Genomic DNA, 20,039 nt, shown 5'->3' on the forward strand with positions numbered 1-20,039 from the left:
GGTCAGCCGCCGAGCCGGGCGAAACTGCTGACCGTCACGACCGCCGCACCCGCATCGTCGCTCGCGGCCAGGTCGACGACCGCGGTGATGCCCCAGTCGTGGTCGCCGTCGGGGTCGGCGACAACTTGCCGAAGCCGCCACTCGCCCGGCACCTTCTCGACCTGGAGCAGCGCGGGGGAGCGGGCGGCCTGGTCCGTGGCGATCGAGTCGTGGTCGTCGTAGTAGGCGCCGAGGGCGTCGTTCCACGCGTCCGCATCCATGGCCACCGGCCGAGGCGGGTCGGTGAGCTCCGCGACGCGCGCCTCCAGCTCGCCCAACGCCTCCCAGGCGTCGCGGGCGGCGAGCTCGACCCGATGGAACATCGCGTTGCGGACCATCACCGTGAACGCCCGCTCGTTCGCAGTGAGCGGCCGGGCCGGCGGCGTCACCTCGGGCGTGGTGGCGGTGGTCGACGCCGGGTTGACCAGCTCCTCCCACTCGTCGAGGAGGCTCGAGTCGGTCTGGCGGACGAGCTCGCCGAGCCACTCGATGATGTCCTCGAGCTCCTCGGTGCGGTGCGACTCGGGCACGGTGCGGCGCAGGGCGCGATAGGCGTCGCTGAGATAGCGCAGCAGTAGGCCCTCGGACCTCGACAGCCCGTAGTACGAGACGAACTCGTTGAACGTCATGCCGCGCTCGTACATCTCGCGCACGACCGACTTCGGTGACAGCGCCTCGGGTGAGACCCACGGGTGGGACTTCCGGTATGCCGCGAGCGTGACCTCGAGGAGGTCGGCCAGCGGCTTGGGCCAGCTGACCTCCTCGAGCCGCTCCATCCGCTCCTCGTACTCGACTCCGTCGAGCTTCATGGCCGCGACGGCCTCGCCGCGGGCCTTGAACTCCTGCGCCCACAGCACCTGTCGGGGATCCTCGAGGATCGCCTCGATGATCGACAGCAGGTCGCGCGCGTAGGTCTCGGACTCGGGGTCGAGGGTGTCCATGACGGCGAGGGCGAACGGCGCGAGCGGCTGGTTGAGCGCGAAGTCGCGCTGAAGGTCGATGGTCAGGGCGAACCGGCGCCCCGACGACTCGACCGTCGGCAGCCGCTCGACCACGCCCGAGGTGAGCAGCTCCTTGGCGAGCACGAGCGCATGTCGCTGGAGACGACGCTGGTCCTTCGTCTCGTGGTGGTTGTCCGACAGCAGGCGCACGGCGTGAGCGACCGGGTTCCCTTCTCGTGCCAGGAGATTGACGAGCATGGAGTGCGAGACGCGAAGCCGGGGCTGGAGCGGCTCGGGCTCCGAGGCGATGAGCCGCTCGAACGTCTCCTGGGACCAGCCCACGAAGCCCTCGGGCGCCTTCTTGCGCTGGACCCGCTTGAGCTTCTTCGGGTCGTCGCCGGCCTTCTCGACGGCCCGCAGGTTCTCGATGACGTGCTCGGGTGCCTGGGCCACGACCCAGCCGCGGGCGTCGAAGCCCGCCCGGCCGGCCCGCCCGACGATCTGGTGGAACTCGCGCGCCTTGAGCAGCCGCTGCTTCGTCCCGTCGAACTTGGTGAGCCCGGTGAGCAGGACCGTGCGGATCGGCACGTTGATCCCGACCCCGAGCGTGTCGGTGCCGCAGATGACCTTGAGCAGGCCGTCCTGCGCGAGCTGCTCCACGAGCCGGCGGTACTTGGGCAGCATGCCCGCGTGGTGCACCCCGATCCCGTGCCGGACGAGGCGCGAGAGGGTGCGGCCGAAGCCGGCGCCGAAACGGAAGCCACCGATCCGCTCGGCGATCGCCTCGCGCTCCTCGCGGCTCGTGATCCGCACGGCCATGAGGCTCTGTGCCCGCTCGAGCGCGGCCGCCTGCGTGAAGTGCACGACGTAGACCGGCGCACGGTCGTGCTCGAGCAGCTCCTCGATGGTCTCGTGCAGGGGCGTGACGGCATACGAGAACTCCAGCGGGACGGGCCGCTCGGTGCCCGTGATGACGGCCGTCGCGCGACCCGTCCGCCGGGTCAGGTCGTCGCGGAACATCGTCACGTCGCCCAGCGTGGCCGACATGAGGACGAACTGCGCCTGTGGCAGCTCGAGGATCGGCACCTGCCACGCCCAGCCGCGGTCCGGCTCGGAGTAGAAGTGGAACTCGTCCATGATGACCAGGCCGATGTCGGCCGAGCTGCCTTCTCGCAGAGCGAGGTTCGCGAGGATCTCGGCCGTGCAGCAGATGATCGGCGCATCCGCGTTGACCGACGCGTCGCCGGTGATCATGCCGACGTTGTCGGCGCCGAACTGGTCGCACAGCGCGAAGAACTTCTCGGAGACCAGAGCCTTGATGGGCGCTGTGTAGAAGCTGACGCGGTCCTCTGCGAGGGCTGTGAAGTGGGCGGCGGTGGCGACGAGCGACTTGCCCGACCCGGTGGGGGTGGACAGGATCAGGTTGCTCCCCGAGAGGATCTCGAGAAGGGCCTCCTCCTGGTGCGGGTAGAGCGTGAGCCCCTGCTCCGCTGTCCACTCGGCGAACGCGTCGTAGAGCGCATCGGCGTCGGGGTCAGCCGGGATGCGCCCGTCGAGGCTCGTCGTCGTCACCTGGCGAGTATGCCGCCGCGCCCGGGGCCGCGCCGAATCGTGTCGGCCGGCTGGCCGCAGCGAAGCGAGGCGCCAAAAGCATGACGCGGCGCCGGCGCCAAGAGCATGTCCTGCGTCCGCACGCCGGGCGGGCCTAGGGTGTTAGGCGACCCCCCTGCCTGGGAAAGATGACTCATGGACGGGTGCCTACGGCATACCGGCATTGCCCTGCGCGAAGGAAGGTGACGGTGATGGACCCGAAGAAGACGTTCCTCTCGTGGCCCGTCGTGCGGCAGCTCCGCTCGGGCGACTACCTCGCCCGCGGCCCGGCGGTCACCTCCGACACGACGCGGTCGGTGCGGCCCCGCACCGCCACCGCGGACCGGGTCGTCAAGAGCATCTGCCCCTACTGCGCGGTCGGCTGTGGCCAGCGTGTCTTCGTCAAGGACGAGAAGGTCGTCCAGATCGAGGGAGACCCGGACTCGCCGGTGTCGCGCGGGCGGCTCTGCCCGAAGGGCTCGGCCAGCGAGCAGCTCGTCAACCACCCGGGTCGACAGCGCAAGGCGCTGTACCGCCGGCCCGGCGGCACGGAGTGGGAGCCGATCGACCTCGACGAGGCCGTCGACATGATCGCCCACCGGTTCGTCGAGTCGCGCCGGCACGGCTGGCAGGACCACGACGAGCACGGTCGGCCGCTGCGGCGCACCATGGGCATCGCCTCGCTGGGCGGGGCGACGCTCGACAACGAGGAGAACTACCTCATCAAGAAGCTGTTCACCGCCGCCGGCGCGATCCAGATCGAGAACCAGGCTCGTATTTGACACTCCTCCACGGTCCCCAGTCTGGGGTCCTCGTTCGGGCGCGGCGGCGCGACACAGTACGTGCAGGACCTGTCCAACTCGGACTGCATCGTCATCCAGGGATCGAACATGGCCGAGTGCCATCCGGTCGCCTACCAGTGGGTCATCGAGGCACGCCTCAAGGGCGCCAAGGTGATCCACATCGACCCGCGGTTCACCCGCACCTCGGCCACGGCCGACAAGCACATCCCGATCCGGGCCGGCAGCGACGTCGTGCTGCTCGGCGCCCTGATCAACTACATCCTCAGCAACGACCTCTACTTCAGGGAGTACGTCGTCGCGTACACCAACGCTGCGACGATCATCAACGAGGACTTCCGTGACACGGAGGACCTCGACGGCCTCTTCTCCGGCTACGACGCCGAGAAGGGCAGCTACCAGCCCGACACGTGGGCCTACGAGAGCCGTGGTGAGGACGCCGAGGCGCCGCTCGGCACGATCGGTGGGCCGGCAGCCGGGCACGAGCACGGCCACAGCGGTGCCGAACGGGCCGCGGGCGACCAGCACGGCTCAGGCGGCCCCGCGCTGGAGCACGCGAAGGTCGTGCGCGACGACAGCCTGCAGCACCCGCGGACGGTCTTCCAGATCCTCAAGCGGCACTACTCCCGCTACACGCCGGAGATGGTCGCCGACGTGTGTGGGATCTCCGTCGACGACTTCGCCTACCTCGCCAAGGCCGTCACGGAGAACAGCGGCCGCGACCGGACGACGTGCTTCGTGTATGCCGTGGGCTGGACCCAGCACACGCTCGGCGCGCAGTTTATCCGGACATCGGCGATCATCCAGCTGCTGCTCGGCAACGTCGGCCGGCCGGGTGGCGGGGTCATGGCGCTGCGCGGCCACGCGAGCATCCAGGGCTCGACCGACATCCCCACCCTCTACAACATCCTGCCGGGCTACCTGGCCATGCCGGTCGTGGGCCTGCACGACACGTGGGAGGAGTACCTCAGAGCGATCGCCAACAAGCAGCAGAAGGGCTTCTGGGCCAACGCCGACGCGTATGCCGTGAGCCTGCTGAAGGCGTGGTGGGGCAAGGCCGCGACCGCCGAGAACGACTGGTGCTTCGACTACCTCCCGAGGCTCTCCGGCGCACACGGCACGTACCAGACGACGATGGCGATGCTCGACGACGAGGTGGAGGGGTACTTCCTGCTCGGCCAGAACCCGGCCGTCGGGTCCGCGCACGGTCGCATGCAGCGACAGGCCATGTCGCACCTCAAGTGGCTCGTGGTCCGCGACTTCACGATGATCGAGTCGGCGACCTTCTGGAAGGACGGCCCCGAGATCGCGACGGGAGAGCTGGCCACTGAGGACGTCCAGACCGAGGTGTTCTTCCTGCCGGCAGCTGCCCACACGGAGAAGAGCGGCTCGTTCACGCAGACGCAGCGGATGCTCCAGTGGCACCACCAGGCGGTCGAGCCCCAGGGCGACTCCCGCAGCGAGCTCCAGTTCTTCTACCAGCTTGGTCTCCGGGTCCGGCAGCTGCTCGCCGGCTCGACCGACGAGCGCGACCGTCCCCTGCTGGACCTCACGTGGGACTACCCGGCAGACCACCTGGGCGACCCCGACGCCGAGGCGGTGCTGGCAGAGATCAACGGCCGTCACCTGAGCGGGGACAAGGCGGGCCAACCCCTCTCGGCGTACACCGAGATGAGGGCAGACGGGTCGACCGACGGCGGGTGCTGGATCTACACCGGCGTCTACGCCGACGGCGTCAACCAGGCGGCCCGTCGCAAGCCCGGGCGCGAGCAGGACCTGACCGCCCTCGAGTGGGGCTGGGCGTGGCCGGCGAACCGGCGCATCCTGTACAACCGCGCCTCGGCCGACCCGGAGGGCAAGCCCTGGAGCGAGCGCAAGAAGTACGTGTGGTGGGACGAGGAGCACGGGAAGTGGACGGGCCACGACGTGCCTGACTTCGTGCCGGACAAGGCTCCGACCTTCCGGCCGGACGAGGACACAGGCGGGCCCGACGGCCTCGCCGGGGACGACCCGTTCGTCATGCAGGCGGACGGCAAGGGCTGGCTGTTCGCGCCGAAGGGGATGCTCGACGGGCCCTTGCCGACGCACTACGAGCCGCAGGAGTCGCCCGTGCGCAACCTGCTCTACGCACAGCAGTCGAGCCCGGCGCGCACGGTCTTCCCGCGCAAGGACAACCTGTGGAGCCCGTCGGGTGACAACCCCGGGTCGGACGTCTACCCCTTCGTGTTCACGACGTACCGGCTCACGGAGCACCACACCGCGGGCGGCATGAGCCGCTGGCTGCCGTACCTTTCCGAGCTTCAGCCCGAGTTCTTCTGCGAGGTCTCGCCCGAGCTCGCGGCGGAGCGAGGACTCGAGAACGGCGGGTGGGCGACGATCGTCTCGGCTCGGACCGCGATCGAGGCGCGGGTCCTCGTGACCGAGCGGCTGAAGCCGCTGCTCATCGGCGGCCGCACGATCCACCAGGTGGGGCTGCCCTACCACTGGGGGGTCGGCCGGGACGCCCTGGTCAGTGGCGATGCGGCCAACGACCTGCTCGGCGTGGCGCTCGACCCCAACGTGCAGATCCAGGAGAGCAAGGCAGGCTCGTGCGACATCGTCCCGGGCCGCCGGCCCACCGGCGAGGCCTTGCTGCGGTTCGTGTCTGAGTACCAGTCGCGGGCAGGTGTGACCATCGAGACGTCCAACACGCTCGTGACCGCGGACGCGCAGGCCGTCACGGCGTCCCGGGAGGCACAGCTTCGGCATACAGCCCGCATGGAACGGCAGGCAGACGCCCATCGGGCGCCGAAGCGACGCGGAGGCGCCAGCCAACAAGAGGGTGATCTCGCATGAGCTTTTGGCGCAACCAGCTGTCCGGCCCCACCGACCCGGCGAGCGACGCGGCCTGGGACGTCGTCGAGCCGCGCAAGGGATTCTTCACCGACACCTCGATCTGCATCGGCTGCAAGGCCTGCGAGGTCGCCTGCAAGGAGTGGAACGCCATCCCCGAGGACGGGCTCGACCTGCTCGGCCAGTCCTATGACAACACCGGCGCGCTGGGCGCGAGCACGTGGCGCCACGTCGCGTTCGTCGAGCAGTCGAGCGAGCGTATCGAGCAGGCCCGCGAGTCGGGCCGACGGCTCGTCTCCCTGGGTATGCCGTCCATGCGCTCGGGTGCGGGGACCGCACTCCCCGAGGCGGGGACCGACGGCCAGGCGGGCGTGCCGGACGCACGGCTGGGCGCTGCCGCGCCGGGGCCGACGGACTCTGCCGTGCCCGACGTGCGCTGGCTCATGTCGTCGGACGTGTGCAAGCACTGCACGCACGCGGCCTGCCTCGACGTGTGCCCGACCGGCTCGCTCTTCCGGACCGAGTTCGGCACCGTCGTCGTGCAGGACGACATCTGCAACGGCTGCGGGTACTGCGTCGCCGCCTGCCCGTTCGGGGTCATCGAACGGCGGCGGGGTGACGAGGGGCACGAGCGCGGCGCGCAGTCGCACGGCATCTCCATCGGCGGCTCGACCGGGAGGTCGGGTGGTGGCTCGGGTGGTGGCTCGCACAGCAACCCGGCGTCGCACGCGGCCTCGAACGGCGAGGTGAAGAACGTCGGCATCGCCCAGAAGTGCACGCTCTGCTACGACCGCATCGGCGACGGCCAGCAGCCGGCCTGCGCCCAGGCGTGCCCGACGACGTCGATCAGGTTCGGCAACCTCGACGACCTGCGGACCGAGGCCCAGCGGCGAGTGGGCGAGCTGCACGCGCTCGGCTACCCCGAGGCCCGCCTCTACGGCGCCAACGCCGACGACGGCGTCGGCGGCACGGGCTCGGTCTTCCTGCTGCTCGACGAGCCCGAGGTCTACGGCCTGCCACCTGACCCCAGAGTGACCACGGCGGATCTGCCCGACATGTTCCGCAAGGCTGGCTACGCGGGCTTGGCCATGCTCGCGATGGCTGCGGCCTCGTTCCTCAGGAGGCGCCGATGACGACCAACCCCTTCGACGCGGATCGGCCGCCAGAGCCGTCCCGTCGGCGAAGGCAATCAACCCAGGACGCCGCGGCGCCGGCGTTGCCTGGACCGAGCGGAGCGAGCGAGGAACGAGCGAGCGGAGCGGAGGAAGGCAACGCCCAAAGGGCGCCGCGGTACGCGCCGGAGCGAAGCGGGGCGCCAAGTGATGCGGCGCCGGCGTTGCCTGGACGTAGCGCAGCGAGTGAGGAACGAGCGAGCGGAGCGGAGGAAGGGAACGCCAAAGGGGCGCCGCGGCACGCGCCGGAGCGAAGCGAGGCGCCAAGTAATGAGGCGCCAAAAGCACGTCGCCGCGACGAGTCGATGATGGTGCCCGACGTGACGTTCGACAGCTACTACGGCCGCCACATCGTCAAGCCCGCTCCGTGGAAGAAGGAGATCGCGGCCTACCTGTTTCTCGGGGGCATCGCGGCTGGGTCGCAGCTGCTTGCAGCGGGCGGCGCGGCCTTCGGCTACCCGGCGCTGCGGCGGGCCGGGCGCGTCGCCGCGGTCCTGGCGGCGGCCGCGGGTGGGGGCGCCTTGGCCATGGACCTCGGCAAGCCGAGCCGGGCCCTCAACATGATGCGCACCGTCAAGCTCACCTCCCCGATGTCGGTCGGGTCGTGGATCCTTGCCGGATTCAGCGGCTTCTCCGGTCTCGCGCTCGCGTCGGAGGCGGGTGCCGCGCTGACCGACGGCCGCTCAGGCCTGGGGAAGGCGCTGGCACTCGCGGGCCCGCCCGCCACGGTCGGCTCGGCGCTCTTCGCGCCGCCGCTCGCGGCATACACCGCGGTGCTGCTCGCCGACACGGCCACGCCGACCTGGCACGAGTCCTACCGTGAGCTGCCGTTCGTCTTCGTCAGCTCGGCCAACGCCTCCGCGGCGGGACTGGCGATGATCACCGTCCCGACGAGCCAGAACGGGCCGGCGCGCAAGCTCGCCGCCCTCAGCGCGGTCACCGAGCTCGTCGCGTTCGAGAGCATGACCGAGCGTCTTGGCCCGACCCTCTCCGAGCCGTTGCACACCGGCCGGGCCGGCCGGCTGCTGAAGGCGAGCAAGATCCTCACGACGGCAGGTGCCGTCGGCGCGGTCGCGCTGGGTCGCAGCCGGGTCGGCGCTACGTTGAGCGGCCTTGCGCTCATGGCCGGTTCGGTGTGCACGCGGTTCGGGGTGTTCGAGGCGGGCATGGCCTCCGCGATCGACCCGAAGTACACCGTCGAGCCGCAGCGACAGCGACTCGAGCGCCGTCGAGCCGAGGGTGTCGTGGACGACTCGATCACGACGGCGCGGTAGCCGCGGGCCCTGTCGGTTCGAGGTGCCGGATCGTTGGATGAGGCGACCTGTCACCTCGACCCGAATACCTCGAACCGCTGTGGCGCGCGGACGACGGGGGCCGTCAGCGGACGACGAGGACCGGCTCCCCGACGCGGTGCACGACAAGCTCACCGATCACTGGGTGACCGGGCAGCTCGCCGGCGACGAGCAGGCCGCCGCTGGTCTGGGCGTCGGCGAGCAGCACCAGCTCATCCTCGTCGACATCGGAGCGCAGCTGCGGCCGCACCCAGTCGAGGTTGCGGCGGCTGCCGCCCGGGACGTAGCCCGCGGCCAGCGACTCGCGGGCACCCTCGAGGTACGGCACGGCCGCCGAGTCCACCATGGCGGCGACGCCCGAGGCGCGGGCCAGCTTGTAGAGGTGCCCGAGCAGCCCGAAGCCGGTGACGTCCGTCGCGGCACGCAGGCCCGCCTCGACGGCCGCCGCACCGGCGCTCGCGTTGAGCAGGGTCATCGACTCGACAGCCTCGGGGAAGACCTCGCCGGTGGCCTTGTGGCGGTTGTTGAGGATGCCGACCCCGAGCGGCTTGGTCAGCGTGAGCGGCATACCTGCGGTGCCGGCATCGTTGCGCAGCAAGCGATCTGGGTCGGCTATGCCGGTGACAGCCATGCCGTACTTCGGCTCCGGGTCGTCGATGCTGTGGCCGCCGGCCACGGGGCAGCCGGCGAGCCGCCCGACGTCCAGGCCCCCGCGGAGGACCTCTGCGGCGAGCTCGATCGGGAGCACGTCGCGCGGCCAGCCGAGAAGGTTCACGGCGACGACCGGGCGGCCCCCCATGGCGTAGATGTCGGACAGCGCGTTGGCCGCCGCGATGCGGCCCCAGTCGTAGGGGTCGTCGACGACGGGCGTGAAGAAGTCGGCGGTCGCGAGGACGGCCACGCCACCCTCGATGCGAACCGCGGCGGCGTCGTCGCCGGAGTCGAGGCCGACGAGCAGGGCGGGGTCGGTCGCACCGGTCAGCCCGCGGACCATCCGCTCGAGCTCGCCCGGCGGGATCTTGCAGGCACACCCACCGCCATGGGCGAACTGGGTCAGCCGAGGGCCCCGGTCGGTCACGCTCATCCCCCCACCGTATGCGGCCTGGTACAGCAGGCGCGTCGGGGGCGGCTCGCGACGGGCCCGGGTTTCACCGTCACGATCGGCCACGTCCTGCGTCGCATGAGTGGGCGGGTCCACGAGGCCGCGCCCGACGGGCGGGGTCGATCCCGCTCGGGCCATCGGTCAGGAGGGTCATGAGAGACGTGTTTGGGTTCCAGAGCCCCGAGCCTGCAGCGGAGGACCAGGTGTCCGTCGTCGGCTGCCCCTACTGCGCTGAGGGCATCCCCTTGCGGGTCACTGCTCGCAAGATCGCGACCGACTCCGGCGGGCGGCCCGTGGTGAGCGTCGAGGCCGCGATGGCGGTACACCGGTGCCCCGAGCCGGCCCGGAGCACGTCCCGCCGCGTGGAGGAACGCCCGCCGGCGCTTTCCGAGGGTGCGTCATGAGCGACGACGCTGAGCTGCTGTCTCGCCCGGGCTCCGGCGGCCGCGTCGCCAGCGCGGTCGACACGGCCCTGATCCGGCGCAGGCTCCAGCATCAGGTCACGGCGGCCGAACGGGCCCATCGGGCGCTGCCGCTGATCATGACTCGCGACGTGCCTGCGCTGTGCGACGAGGTGGACCGGCTGCGCGAAGAGGCATTGCGCGGCTCCTTGCCATTGCCCTGACACGCGGGCCGGCCGGGTTCGACAATGGGGAGACACGCCGAGGTCGCTGTTGTCGGCTCCGGCACCGGGGCCGGTCCGCCGGGACGAGGGGGACCGGCGGCAAGGGGGATGACCGCTATGGCAACGCTCACGGTGCTGACTCAGCACGGCATACAGAGGCCGTCGGAGGTCATCGAGCTCGCGGCGATCACGGGCTTGGAGCTCGCTGCCGCGGCCACGTTGTTGGACAAGGAGTCGAGCGGCGGCCGCAACGTCTACGGCCACGACCCGGTCGACACGGGAGGTTTCTACGAGCTGGGCGGCCCGGTCACCAAGGACTCGTACCTGCAGTACAAGCAGCACCGCGGCGTGCTGGGCAGTCAGGGGGTGGGCCCGACCCAGCTGACCCTTGCGGCCTTCCAGGACCGTGCCGACGTCCGCGGCGGCTGCTACGACTGGCGAGTCAACGCCCTCGTCGGCTTCGAGATCCTCTCGGGGCTGATCAAGGCCAAGGGGGTGCGGAGCGGCTTCCGGGCCTACAACGGGTCGGGGCCGGCGGCCGAGGCCTACGCCACCGACGCGATGAAGCGCCTTCAGGTCTGGCGGGACAGCCTCGCTGCGGCGCCCGCGCCGCCGCCCGAGCGGCCAACGCTCCGTGAGGGCGACACCGGGCCCGTGGTCGCCGCGCTACAGCGATTCCTCAACAAGAACTTCCCCGCGTACTCGCACATCGACCTCGCGCCGAGGCGCTACGGCCCGCAGACCGCCAAGGTGATCGCCGAGTTCCAGCGTCGCGCAGGAGTTTCGGGGCCGGGTGTCAGCGCGGCGGGCCACTCCGTCGGACCGCCGACGTGGGGCGCTCTCGAGCACTTCGGCTTCCGCTGACTCGCGGCACGCGCCGACGGGTCAGCCGCGGTCCAGCTCGGCGGGGCGGAACGGCTCACCGTGACCGGGCACGATCAGGGCCGGGCCGAGCTCGAGCAGCGCGGCTCGGGAGCGGTCCAGTGCGGCCTGGTCCTCGGCTCTGGGGTCCTCGGCGGGGCCGTCCTTGGACCACCACAGGTGCGTGCAGGCGACGAGGCCGTCTGCGGTGTCGACGAGGGTGGTGATGTCCTGGGCGGTGTGCCCGGGTGTGGCCATCAGCCGCACCGACGGCGAGAGCTGGAACCCGTCGGCCGGCCGGTCCGTCCAGCTGTCGTCCTGGTAGATCGCCCAGAAGTCGTGGAACCGGGCCCGTGCGAACAGCGCCGCGTTCAACGTGTGGTCGGGGTGGTGGTGGCTGAAGACCACATCGCCGACGTCAGCCGCGTCGACAGCCAGCGTGGCCAGCGGATCGAGGATCTTGCCGCGGTGCGACACCATCCCGGGATCGACCACCACGGCTTGCCCCTCGTCGAGGATCAGGACCACGGTGCTGGCCACCCGATCCTCGGCATACCCAGCGGACAGGACATGCAGCTGCGCGGTCATGCGGTCATCGTGGCACGTGGGGCGCGGGCCATGTCTCGCCGCGCCGCGCGGCCCCGATGATTCCCATCGGCGGGTGGCGCTCGGCGAAGGCTGTGACACTGGCGGCATGTTGGAGCTGCGGCCGAACTGCGAATGCTGCGACGTCGACCTGCCACCCGGATCGACCGATGCCATGATCTGCACCTTCGAGTGCACCTGGTGCGCGCGGTGTGTCGAGGTGTGCCTGGGTGGTCAGTGCCCGAACTGCGGCGGGGACCTGCAGCGCAGGCCGGTTCGTCCCGCTGCGCAGCTCGACGCTCATCCGGCCTCCACGAGGCGGGTCGTGCAGTCCGGACTGCACCGTTCCTGACGCTGCAACACATCACCACCTGGTCGATTGTCCGTGGATCGCGTGTGGGTCTTCGTCTTCGCCGTCCGCGCGCCTATTGTTTCTTGGGACAGGGTTTACTCGATGGGAGAAAAGGTGGCGCAGCAGATCATTACCAAGCTCGTCGATGACGTCGATGGCAAAGAGATCAGGCAGGGTGGCGAGACGGTCCGCTTCGCTGTGGACGGCGTGTCGTACGAGATCGATCTCAACGACAAGAACGCGAAGAAGCTCCGCCAGAGCCTCTCGGTCTATGTGCAGCACGGACGGAGGGTCGGCGGTCGGCGGTCGAGCGGCGCCGCGGCAGCCAAACCCAAGTCGAACAAGGCCGATCTCGGGGCGATGAGGAAGTGGGCCCGAGACAACGGGTACGACGTCTCGGACCGAGGCCGGATCAGCCAGGAAATACAGAAGGCCTACGCAAAGGCACGCTGACTCATGTCGAGCAGCATCTCCACAAATGCGCCCCGGGTCCTGCAGAACTACTACCAGATCCTCACGAGTGGACCGACGGCATACGGCGACGGGGACGACCTGCGTCCGTTGCTCTCGGAACACCTCGACTTCACCGGGTCCCTCGCCGGACATCGCCCCGACTCGACGGACGGCTTCCTTCGCGGAGTGTCCGGGTTCATCGCCACCGTCGAGCAGATCGACATCGTGCGTGAGGTCCACGACGACCACGGCTCCGCGGTGCTCTACGACGCCACGATGCCCGGCGGGACCGTGCGCTTCGCGGAGTTCTTCACCTACCGCGACGGCGTGATCGACACGCTCGAACTTCACTACGAGGGCCAGGACTACATCGCCAAGGGCGGCCGCTGAGCGTCACCGAAAACTTCGCAGGCAGCATTCAGCCACGGAGGTAGCGCGCGATGCAGACTGGTCCGGTTGCTCGGGGCTGCCACAACGAGGTGGAGGATCAATGTTCCGTCGCGCCCGGTTCCCTCGATGGATGGCGCTCGTCGCAGTCCTGGCCACGGCCTTCCTGCCAGTACTGACCGCGAGCGCGTCCGCGACCGCGGCACCTCAAGCGGTGACGAGGTATGTCGCTCTGGGTGATTCGTACACGGCGGCTCCCCTCGTGCCGAGCATCATCCCGGCCAACGGCTGCTTCCGGTCCACGAACAACTACGCCCACGTCGTGGCCCGGACCCTCAGCATCGCGGACTTCGTCGACGTGAGCTGCAGCGGAGCTCAGACCAAGGACATGTTCGGCTCGCAGATGGCCGGCGTCGCGGCACAGCTCGACGCGGTCACCCCCGACACCGACCTGGTCACGCTGGGGATCGGTGGCAACGACTTCCAGGTCTTCGGCACGCTCGTCGGCTTCTGCCCGACCCTGGCACCGAGCGACCCGACCGGGGCACCGTGCCGGGACGCCATGCGCAGCGATGGGCAGGACCGCCTCCTCGCCGCTGTCGCCATCACCAAGCAGCGCATCCACGGGGTCATTGACGCGATCAAGGAGCGCGCCCCGCACGCCCGGGTCCTCGTCGTGGGCTACCCGGAGATTCTGCCGCGCCAGGGCGCGTGCCCATCGCTCATGCCGCTGGCCACCGGTGACTACCGCTACGGCAACCAGGTCAACCAGCGCCTGACGTGGGCGCTGCGCGAGGCGGCCGCGCAGGAGCACGTCGAGTACATCGACGTCTGGCAGGCGAGCCAGGGCCACGACGTGTGCTCGGCCGACCCATGGGTCAACGGCCAGCATGCGGACGTGACTCGGGCCCAGGCGTTCCACCCGTTCGCCAACGAACAGGCCGCCGTCGCAGACCTCATTGTCTCCTCCCTCGGGTAGGCATAGTTCATCGCACTCGAGGCAGGAGGCATGGTGAGGCTTCTTCTCACGTCCGCGGGCGTCAAGAACCCGAGCATCCAGAACGCGCTGGTCGACCTGCTGGGCAAGCCGATCGAGGACTCCGTCGCCCTCTGCATCCCCACCGCGCAGTACGGACACCCCGAGCTCGGGCCAGGCGCGGGGGCCTGGCGATTCATCGCTGGACGATCCCACCTTCCGATGACCGGCCTGGGGTGGAAGTCCGTGGGCGTGCTGGAGCTCACTGCGCTGCCCAGCATCGACGAGGAGCACTGGGTCCCCAGGGTCCGAGAGGCGGACGTCCTGCTCGCGGCAGGCGGCGACGCGCTGTACCTCTGTCACTGGATGCGCGAGTCGGGCCTGGCGGATCTCCTGCCGGCGCTGGACAAGACGGTCTGGGTCGGGCTCAGCGCCGGAAGCATGGTGATGACCCCTCGGATCGGGGAGGACTTCGTCGGGTGGAAGCCCCCTGGCGGGGGCGACGAGACGCTCGGGTTCGTCGACTTCTCGATCTGTCCGCACGTGAATCCCGAAGGCATGCCGGGCAACACCCAGGCCGAGGCGGAGAAGTGGGCGGCCGACATCAACGGCCCGGCGTATGCGATCGACGACGAGACCGCGATCAAGGTGACCGAAGACGTGGTCGAGGTCGTCTCCGAAGGGCACTGGAGGCTGTTCCCCTCGTAGCCCGCCCAGGCGAACCGCGAGCGAACGACGGGGCCCACATGACGGCATACGTCGCTGTCCGGGTTCGCTCACGTCGGGCTTCGCCGCCCTGATGAAACGAGATTGACGCCAGTCACATCGGTCCCGCAAGCGCCTCAGGCGTGGTCGGCGGGGTGTTGTCGAATCGCCTGCGGCCTCCATCGGGGCCGCGTACCGTCCCAAGGATGGGGGAGGCCCAGGGATAGTCACGGAACCCGGAGGTGCCTCATGGACAAGAAGAGTCGGCGAAGGGTGGCGTCGCTGGCCACCCTCAGCCTTGTCGGTTTCGCTTTCACGTCGTTCTCGGCCGAGTTGTCCGCCACGGCGGCCTCTGCCGGTCACGCCCATTCGTCGCCGCAGCTCAAACACTCCCACCCCCTGGCTCGCAACCCGCTGCTGAATGGAGGCCATGACAAGGAGGGCCCAGGCGAGCCCAGGCTCTCTGCGTTGTGCCAGGACTTCTTGGGTCAGCCGAACCCGTATGGCAACCCCGCGCCGAACGTCGACGCGATTGTCGGTGACACCGTCGTGCCGGTCGGCTCCCAGACGGGGTGTTCCGCGGCCCAGAACGAGACCACGATCGCGGTGAACCCCGCCAACCCGCGCAACCTCGTGGCGGGTGCCAACGACTACCGCGTCTTCAACTCCCGCGAGAACCGGAACGACACGTCTGGGTGGGCCTACACGACCACGGACTCCGGCCACACGTGGACCAATGTGCAGCTGCCCCACCTGACGTTCCAGACCGGAGCCACCGGAGCGCTGTCGCAGATGGACGCCGCAGGTGACCCGGCGGTCGCCTTCGGACCGAACAACACCGTCTACTACGCGAACATCGTGTTCAGCCGCCTCAATGAAGCCAACGGCATCGCCGTCAACGTCTCGCACGACGGCGGTCTGACCTGGAGCGAGCCATCCATCGTGCAGCTCGACGGCGTCGACGCCAACGGCAACCCAAGCCCCACCCCCATCTTCAACGACAAGGAGTGGATCGGCGTCGACCAGCGTTCTGGTGCGGTCTATGTGACCTGGACCCGGTACGGCCCCGCGGACAACCCGATCGTCATGTCGAAGTCCGTCGACGGCGGTGTCAGCTGGAGTCCCCGGACCACGGTCACGCCGGCATTCAGCACCGGAGGAATCACGCCCTACGACCAGGGTTCGTTCCCGCTCGTGGGCTCGGACGGTGCGCTCTACGTCGCCTATGAGGGCTCCGTGTGCCAGACCCTCGCGTGCGACCAGCCGACCGACCACGACGCGATCGTCGTCGCCAAGTCGACCAACGGGGGCGCGACCTTCGTCAACACTCAGGTGGCGGCGGACTTCGACTTCCCATTCAACGGCGACATCGGTGACATGAGCCTGACCGGCGAGAACTTCCGGATCAACAGCTTCCCGTCTCTGGCGATCGACCGGACGAACAACCGTCTCTACGTCACCTGGGCCGATGACCGGAACGGCATCTACAACGCCTCCGGCGCCTCGGTGCGGACCAACGGTGACGTCCTCGTCTCGACCTCCGGCAACGGCGTGCAGTGGCAGGCGCCATTCACCCTCGGCTCGCCCCAGGACGAGGTCTTCCCAGCGGTGGCGGCCCACAACGGGCGTCTGGCCGTGTCCTACTACACCCGCAAGTACGACCCGAACGGAATCGGCCTCGATGTCGGGATGAGCAGTGGGACGGGCATCGGCAACCTGAGGAACTCGGGAACGGCGCGAGTCACCACGCAGACGAGCAACCCGCAGGTCCAGTTCGTCGGCATCGGGGCGGTGTCAGGGGAGGTGCTCCAGGGCGAGTTCATCGGCGACAACACGGCCATCGCCATGGGCAGTGACCTGGTCGCCCACCCGACGTGGACCGACTTCCGCGGCAACCCGGGCGTGGGGACACCGAACCAGGACGTGTACTCCCAGGCGGTCAGCCTCCGCTGACACCTATTGGTCCTGTGTGGCGCTCGAGCTGCCCCGGGCGCCCGCAGGGCCGAGTATGCCGTCGTCGCCCATACGCTGGGGCCGTGACCGACAAGCTGAGCCGTCAGGCCGCCTCTGAGGCCCTGCCTGGCTGGAGACTCCTGCTCCAGCGCATGCACCTCTCGGTGCGCACGCCGAACGTTGCCACCGCCTTCGAGCTCGTCGCCCGGGTGGGCCGGCTCTCGGCCGGCCTGGGCAGCTCACCTGACCTGGATGTGCGCGGCAACCTCGTCCACGTCGTCCTCTCGACGCGTGCGGGCGGCGGTGTCACCGAGGCCGACGTCATGCTCGGACGGGCCATCGAGACCGTCGTTCAGGAGATGGGTCTCTCCTGCGACCCCAACGCCCTGACGGTGCTGGAGATCGCGATCGATGCACTCGACATAGAGGCGGTTCGCCCGTTCTGGGAGGCCGTGCTCGGTTGGGACACCATCGCCGCGGACGACCTCCAGGACCGCCGGCGCCTCGGTCCGGCGGTGTGGTTCCAGCAGATGGACGAGCCGAGACCGCAACGCAACCGCATCCACATCGACGTCACCGTTGCCCATGACGAAGCTGCCGGCCGGATCGAGCGGGCGCTCGAAGCCGGTGGGCGGCTGGTCTCCGCCGAGCGCGCCCCGGCCTTCTGGATCCTGGCGGACCCAGAAGGCAACGAAGCGTGCGTCTGCACGTGGCAGGGGCGCGACCCCAGGCCGGCCGGCTGAGAACACCGGTCCGCGGCCTCGTCCGTGAACCGATGCTGACCGGTCCGTCACGTCACGCAGTGGTGCGCAGGCGGTCGTCCGGGTCTATGGGCGGGTCGCCTGAACGAAGGTGACCGGTCCGAAGCGGTGGTCCACGTGCTCGACCTCGCGAGCGTCCTCGAAACCGGCCTCGGCCAGGAGCGCGACGATCCCGTCGCCGAAGTTGCGCGCGACCACGGGGTTCCTGGCCAGACGGGACCGCAGCAGCCTGGGCAGGTGCCGCAGGGCATGGGCGGGACTGTGGCCGCTGCCATGGCCATCGTCACGGCCACTGTCATGGCCGTGGTCGTGGCCGCCCTCGGCGCTAGCCGCCGGACCACCGATATCGACGATGGTGACCCTGCCGCCCGGCCGAAGGACACGCAGGGCATCCCGGGCGAACGCGACGCGACTGTCGTCGTCGACGTGGTGCAGTGCCAGGGACGAGACCACGTGGTCCAGGGTGGCGTCCTCTGCCGGCAGGTGGTCGGCATACCCCTGGACCAGCGTGAGGGGTATGCCGCGGCGCCGGGCCTTGCGCGCGGCCCTGTGGAGTGCAGCCGCGTCGGGATCGAGACCGGTGACCACCGCGTCCGGTTCGGCCGCGAGCACTGCGAGCGACAGGTTTCCGGTCCCGCAGCCCACATCGACGACCGCGTCGGCGGGGGCGATGCCCGCGAGCTCGACCGCGCGCACGTGCAGCGCGTGGACGCCTGCCGTCCGGGTGAACACGTCATACAGGGGCAGGAGCCAGGTCTTGCCCATGCCCGGCAGGAACGGGCGGTCTCGCTCATCCGGGGTGCGCTGGTCGAGGATGCGGACGGTGGTCTTGGTTGTCGTCACGGGTGCCCCCAGGTGTGTGCGGTGTTGGTGAGATCAGTGATCGTGGTAGACCTGTCTTGCTTCATTCCAGTGTTCGACGTTCTTCCGTTCCAGGACAGCACAGAGGTCGCACACCATGGCACATTCTTCGGTCAGACCTTCGCCTTCGGTTCCCGCGCGCCTGCGTGCGGTGCGTCCGGACGGAACCCCGGTCTACCGATACGAGCATCGCCCTGGCGTGCCATCGGCGTCGGTGATCCGCTTCGACACGGAGGCGCACACGGGCCTCCCCCCGGGTCACCGGCACGCCCACGACTTCCTCGTCCTGGTCTACATAGAACAGGGCACCGGGTCGTTCACCCTCGACGGCGCGGAGCGCCGGCTCTGCGCCGGACAGGTCTATGCGGTGCCGCCCGGGCAGACCATCGGCATCTCGGCCATCGACGAGCTGGCCCGGTGCTGGGGCTGGTCGGTCGCGTTCACACCGGACGCGGTGCCTGACCTCGCCGCCCTGTCTCCGCTCGCCTGGGCTCACCATCCGTTGCTCGCCATGTTCGCGCCGGGGGTCGAAGGCGGCCAGGTCGCCGAACCGGAGCGGGCACGCTGGTCGGCGTGGCTGACGGACCTGGCCGAGGAGCTGGCAGACCCGGGGCGCCTCGGCGCGAGGGAGGCAGCGGCCGGGCTGCTCACCAGGATCCTGGTAGCCACCGCACGTCTGGCGTCGCCGGCTTCGACGCGCGCGCCCGACCCGCTCGTCGAGCGCGTGTTCAACCAGATCGAGGCCACGTTTCGCGAGCCGGTCTCTGCCGGAGACGTTGCCCGCGCGCTCGGGTACACGCCCGGACACCTGACCACCGTGGTTCGTGAGCGCACCGGCCGCCCCGTTCTCGACTGGATCACCGAACGGCGAATGACCGAGGTCAGGCGCATGCTTCGGGAGACCGACCTGACGCTCGCCGTGATCGCCGAGCGGACCGGTCTTCGAGACGCGAGCTACCTCGTGCGCCGCTTTCGGGACCGCCACGGAACGACCCCGCAGCAATGGCGACTCGGTGAGCGCGCCGGGCCCTGAGAGGAGAGCCGTGACCCGAGGACCGCGACGACGCGGCTCAGGGCAGCGGGTCTTCGCGCAGCCAGCGGCTGGCCCGCTGTGCTCGTTCGATGTACTTGCGAGACGTCGGAGAGACCATGACCGGTAGGGCTGATGGTGCGGTGGTCTCCGTCCCGTCAGGGACCGGCGACGCCGCGGGTTCCAGCGGCTCCGGGTCTGAAGCGGTCGCGGGTTCCAGCGGCTCCGGGTCCGAGGATCGTTGGTCCTCTGACGTCCGCTGACCTGTCGCTGCCGGGCCTTGCGTCGCTCCTGGATCTGAGGGGGCCGGGGATTCCAGCGTCTCTGGGTCTGAGGGGGTCGCGGATCCCAGCGTCTCTGGGTCCGAGGGAGTCGGAGATTCCAGTGCCTCCGGATCTGGCAGGACGTGGGATGCCGGCACTTCCCGTGGGGGCTGTCCGCCGCGTTCGTAGTAGCGCAGGGTTTCGACCAGCTCGTCGAGGAACTCGTCGACCTCGAACTCGTCGTACCCCCGCCGGAAGGACGTCGATGTGAAGCTGTGGTTCAGGACGTCACTCGAAGTCAGCATGTATCCATGATGAGGGAGGGTCGGGAGCCTGGGTGAGGACGTCGGCGGGCGGAGCCGGGCGTCATCACCCGACACCCCGGAGAGCGATGAGCAAACCCAGGTGGCGCCAATCCAGCGTGTCCGGATGCAATCTGCGTAGTGTCGTCAACGCGCA

The 20,039-nt window shown here is 69.7% G+C and carries 18 protein-coding genes and 1 pseudogene; 14 read left to right on the forward strand and 5 right to left on the reverse strand.

Annotated elements, in window-relative coordinates:
* Nucleotides 1-2 precede the first annotated feature (2 nt).
* Entirely contained in the window at nt 3-2,552 is a 2,550-nt protein-coding gene (locus ACYVLP_RS16040; RefSeq protein ID WP_460628347.1) for a DEAD/DEAH box helicase, read from the reverse strand.
* Nucleotides 2,553-2,782: 230 nt separating this feature from the next.
* Here ACYVLP_RS16040 and fdh point away from each other — a divergent pair.
* From fdh to nrfD, 3 genes and pseudogenes are all read left to right on the forward strand, one after another.
* Nucleotides 2,783-6,082, forward strand: a pseudogene (gene fdh / locus ACYVLP_RS16045) (formate dehydrogenase); the annotation flags it as partial.
* Between the two features lie 119 nt (nt 6,083-6,201).
* Nucleotides 6,202-7,335: a 4Fe-4S dicluster domain-containing protein gene (locus tag ACYVLP_RS16050; protein WP_460628348.1), complete on the forward strand. Its 1,134-nt coding sequence runs from the start codon at nt 6,202-6,204 to the stop codon at nt 7,333-7,335.
* A gap of 359 nt (nt 7,336-7,694) precedes the next feature.
* The gene (gene nrfD, locus ACYVLP_RS16055) at nt 7,695-8,648 is read left to right on the forward strand and encodes an NrfD/PsrC family molybdoenzyme membrane anchor subunit (protein ID WP_460628349.1); all 954 of its coding nucleotides are present in this window, start codon (nt 7,695-7,697) and stop codon (nt 8,646-8,648) included.
* A gap of 103 nt (nt 8,649-8,751) precedes the next feature.
* Here nrfD and selD read toward each other — a convergent pair whose 3' ends face one another.
* On the reverse strand, nt 8,752-9,750 hold the full coding sequence (gene selD / locus ACYVLP_RS16060; protein WP_460628350.1) for a selenide, water dikinase SelD: 999 nt from the start codon (nt 9,748-9,750) through the stop codon (nt 8,752-8,754).
* 170 nt (nt 9,751-9,920) lie between these two features.
* Here selD and ACYVLP_RS16065 point away from each other — a divergent pair, with 170 nt between their 5' ends.
* From ACYVLP_RS16065 to ACYVLP_RS16075, 3 genes are all read left to right on the forward strand, one after another.
* Nucleotides 9,921-10,172, forward strand: a complete 252-nt coding sequence (locus ACYVLP_RS16065) for a hypothetical protein (protein WP_460628351.1) — start codon at nt 9,921-9,923, stop codon at nt 10,170-10,172.
* Nucleotides 10,169-10,393: a hypothetical protein gene (locus ACYVLP_RS16070; RefSeq protein WP_460628352.1), complete on the forward strand. Its 225-nt coding sequence runs from the start codon at nt 10,169-10,171 to the stop codon at nt 10,391-10,393. Before ACYVLP_RS16065 ends, ACYVLP_RS16070 begins: the two co-directional genes overlap by 4 nt.
* A gap of 117 nt (nt 10,394-10,510) precedes the next feature.
* Nucleotides 10,511-11,257: a peptidoglycan-binding domain-containing protein gene (locus tag ACYVLP_RS16075; RefSeq protein WP_460628353.1), complete on the forward strand. Its 747-nt coding sequence runs from the start codon at nt 10,511-10,513 to the stop codon at nt 11,255-11,257.
* Between the two features lie 21 nt (nt 11,258-11,278).
* Here ACYVLP_RS16075 and ACYVLP_RS16080 read toward each other — a convergent pair whose 3' ends face one another.
* On the reverse strand, nt 11,279-11,842 hold the full coding sequence (locus tag ACYVLP_RS16080) for an MBL fold metallo-hydrolase (protein ID WP_460628354.1): 564 nt from the start codon (nt 11,840-11,842) through the stop codon (nt 11,279-11,281).
* A gap of 106 nt (nt 11,843-11,948) precedes the next feature.
* On the opposite strand from ACYVLP_RS16080, the gene ACYVLP_RS16085 reads away from it, so the two are divergent.
* The 7 genes from ACYVLP_RS16085 (at nt 11,949) to ACYVLP_RS16115 (ending at nt 17,408) form a co-directional block, all read left to right on the forward strand.
* Nucleotides 11,949-12,191 carry a DUF1272 domain-containing protein gene (locus ACYVLP_RS16085; RefSeq protein WP_460628355.1) on the forward strand — a complete coding sequence of 81 codons (243 nt, stop codon included), beginning with the start codon at nt 11,949-11,951 and terminating at the stop codon, nt 12,189-12,191.
* A 42-nt stretch (nt 12,192-12,233) separates the two neighbouring features.
* Nucleotides 12,234-12,644 carry a histone-like nucleoid-structuring protein Lsr2 gene (locus ACYVLP_RS16090; RefSeq protein WP_460628356.1) on the forward strand — a complete coding sequence of 137 codons (411 nt, stop codon included), beginning with the start codon at nt 12,234-12,236 and terminating at the stop codon, nt 12,642-12,644.
* Nucleotides 12,645-12,647: 3 nt separating this feature from the next.
* On the forward strand, nt 12,648-13,034 hold the full coding sequence (locus ACYVLP_RS16095) for a hypothetical protein (protein ID WP_460628357.1): 387 nt from the start codon (nt 12,648-12,650) through the stop codon (nt 13,032-13,034).
* Nucleotides 13,035-13,164: 130 nt separating this feature from the next.
* Nucleotides 13,165-14,010 (forward strand): SGNH/GDSL hydrolase family protein, encoded by an 846-nt coding sequence (locus tag ACYVLP_RS16100; RefSeq protein ID WP_460628358.1) that lies wholly within the window; start codon nt 13,165-13,167, stop codon nt 14,008-14,010.
* A 33-nt stretch (nt 14,011-14,043) separates the two neighbouring features.
* Nucleotides 14,044-14,715, forward strand: coding sequence for a Type 1 glutamine amidotransferase-like domain-containing protein (locus tag ACYVLP_RS16105; RefSeq protein WP_460628409.1), 672 nt, complete (start codon nt 14,044-14,046; stop codon nt 14,713-14,715).
* Nucleotides 14,716-14,961: 246 nt separating this feature from the next.
* Complete coding sequence (locus tag ACYVLP_RS16110; RefSeq protein ID WP_460628359.1) at nt 14,962-16,665, forward strand: sialidase family protein; 1,704 nt, start codon at nt 14,962-14,964, stop codon at nt 16,663-16,665.
* A gap of 83 nt (nt 16,666-16,748) precedes the next feature.
* Nucleotides 16,749-17,408: a VOC family protein gene (locus ACYVLP_RS16115; protein WP_460628360.1), complete on the forward strand. Its 660-nt coding sequence runs from the start codon at nt 16,749-16,751 to the stop codon at nt 17,406-17,408.
* Between the two features lie 84 nt (nt 17,409-17,492).
* Here the strand turns inward: ACYVLP_RS16115 and ACYVLP_RS16120 are convergent, their stop codons facing one another.
* Entirely contained in the window at nt 17,493-18,269 is a 777-nt protein-coding gene (locus ACYVLP_RS16120) for a class I SAM-dependent methyltransferase (protein ID WP_460628361.1), read from the reverse strand.
* A gap of 217 nt (nt 18,270-18,486) precedes the next feature.
* Between ACYVLP_RS16120 and ACYVLP_RS16125 the strand changes: the two genes are divergently transcribed.
* A complete protein-coding gene (locus ACYVLP_RS16125) occupies nt 18,487-19,320 on the forward strand; it encodes an AraC family transcriptional regulator (protein WP_460628362.1) in 834 nt (277 codons plus the stop codon).
* Nucleotides 19,321-19,357: 37 nt separating this feature from the next.
* On the opposite strand, the gene ACYVLP_RS16130 is transcribed toward ACYVLP_RS16125, so the two are convergent.
* Complete coding sequence (locus ACYVLP_RS16130; RefSeq protein WP_460628363.1) at nt 19,358-19,885, reverse strand: DivIVA domain-containing protein; 528 nt, start codon at nt 19,883-19,885, stop codon at nt 19,358-19,360.
* Nucleotides 19,886-20,039 lie beyond the last annotated feature (154 nt).

This window comes from Intrasporangium mesophilum (assembly GCF_054783095.1).

Bases quoted from the DNA above. Each gene is read 5' to 3' on its own strand.
- ACYVLP_RS16050 (WP_460628348.1), top strand. From the start codon at position 6,202: ATGAGCTTTTGGCGCAACCAGCTGTCCGGCCCCACCGACCCGGCGAGC.
- selD (WP_460628350.1), bottom strand. From the start codon at position 9,750: ATGAGCGTGACCGACCGGGGCCCTCGGCTGACCCAGTTCGCCCATGGC.
- ACYVLP_RS16065 (WP_460628351.1), top strand. From the start codon at position 9,921: ATGAGAGACGTGTTTGGGTTCCAGAGCCCCGAGCCTGCAGCGGAGGAC.
- ACYVLP_RS16070 (WP_460628352.1), top strand. From the start codon at position 10,169: ATGAGCGACGACGCTGAGCTGCTGTCTCGCCCGGGCTCCGGCGGCCGC.
- ACYVLP_RS16075 (WP_460628353.1), top strand. From the start codon at position 10,511: ATGGCAACGCTCACGGTGCTGACTCAGCACGGCATACAGAGGCCGTCG.
- ACYVLP_RS16080 (WP_460628354.1), bottom strand. From the start codon at position 11,842: ATGACCGCGCAGCTGCATGTCCTGTCCGCTGGGTATGCCGAGGATCGG.
- ACYVLP_RS16085 (WP_460628355.1), top strand. From the start codon at position 11,949: ATGTTGGAGCTGCGGCCGAACTGCGAATGCTGCGACGTCGACCTGCCA.
- ACYVLP_RS16095 (WP_460628357.1), top strand. From the start codon at position 12,648: ATGTCGAGCAGCATCTCCACAAATGCGCCCCGGGTCCTGCAGAACTAC.
- ACYVLP_RS16100 (WP_460628358.1), top strand. From the start codon at position 13,165: ATGGCGCTCGTCGCAGTCCTGGCCACGGCCTTCCTGCCAGTACTGACC.
- ACYVLP_RS16110 (WP_460628359.1), top strand. From the start codon at position 14,962: ATGGACAAGAAGAGTCGGCGAAGGGTGGCGTCGCTGGCCACCCTCAGC.
- ACYVLP_RS16130 (WP_460628363.1), bottom strand. From the start codon at position 19,885: ATGCTGACTTCGAGTGACGTCCTGAACCACAGCTTCACATCGACGTCC.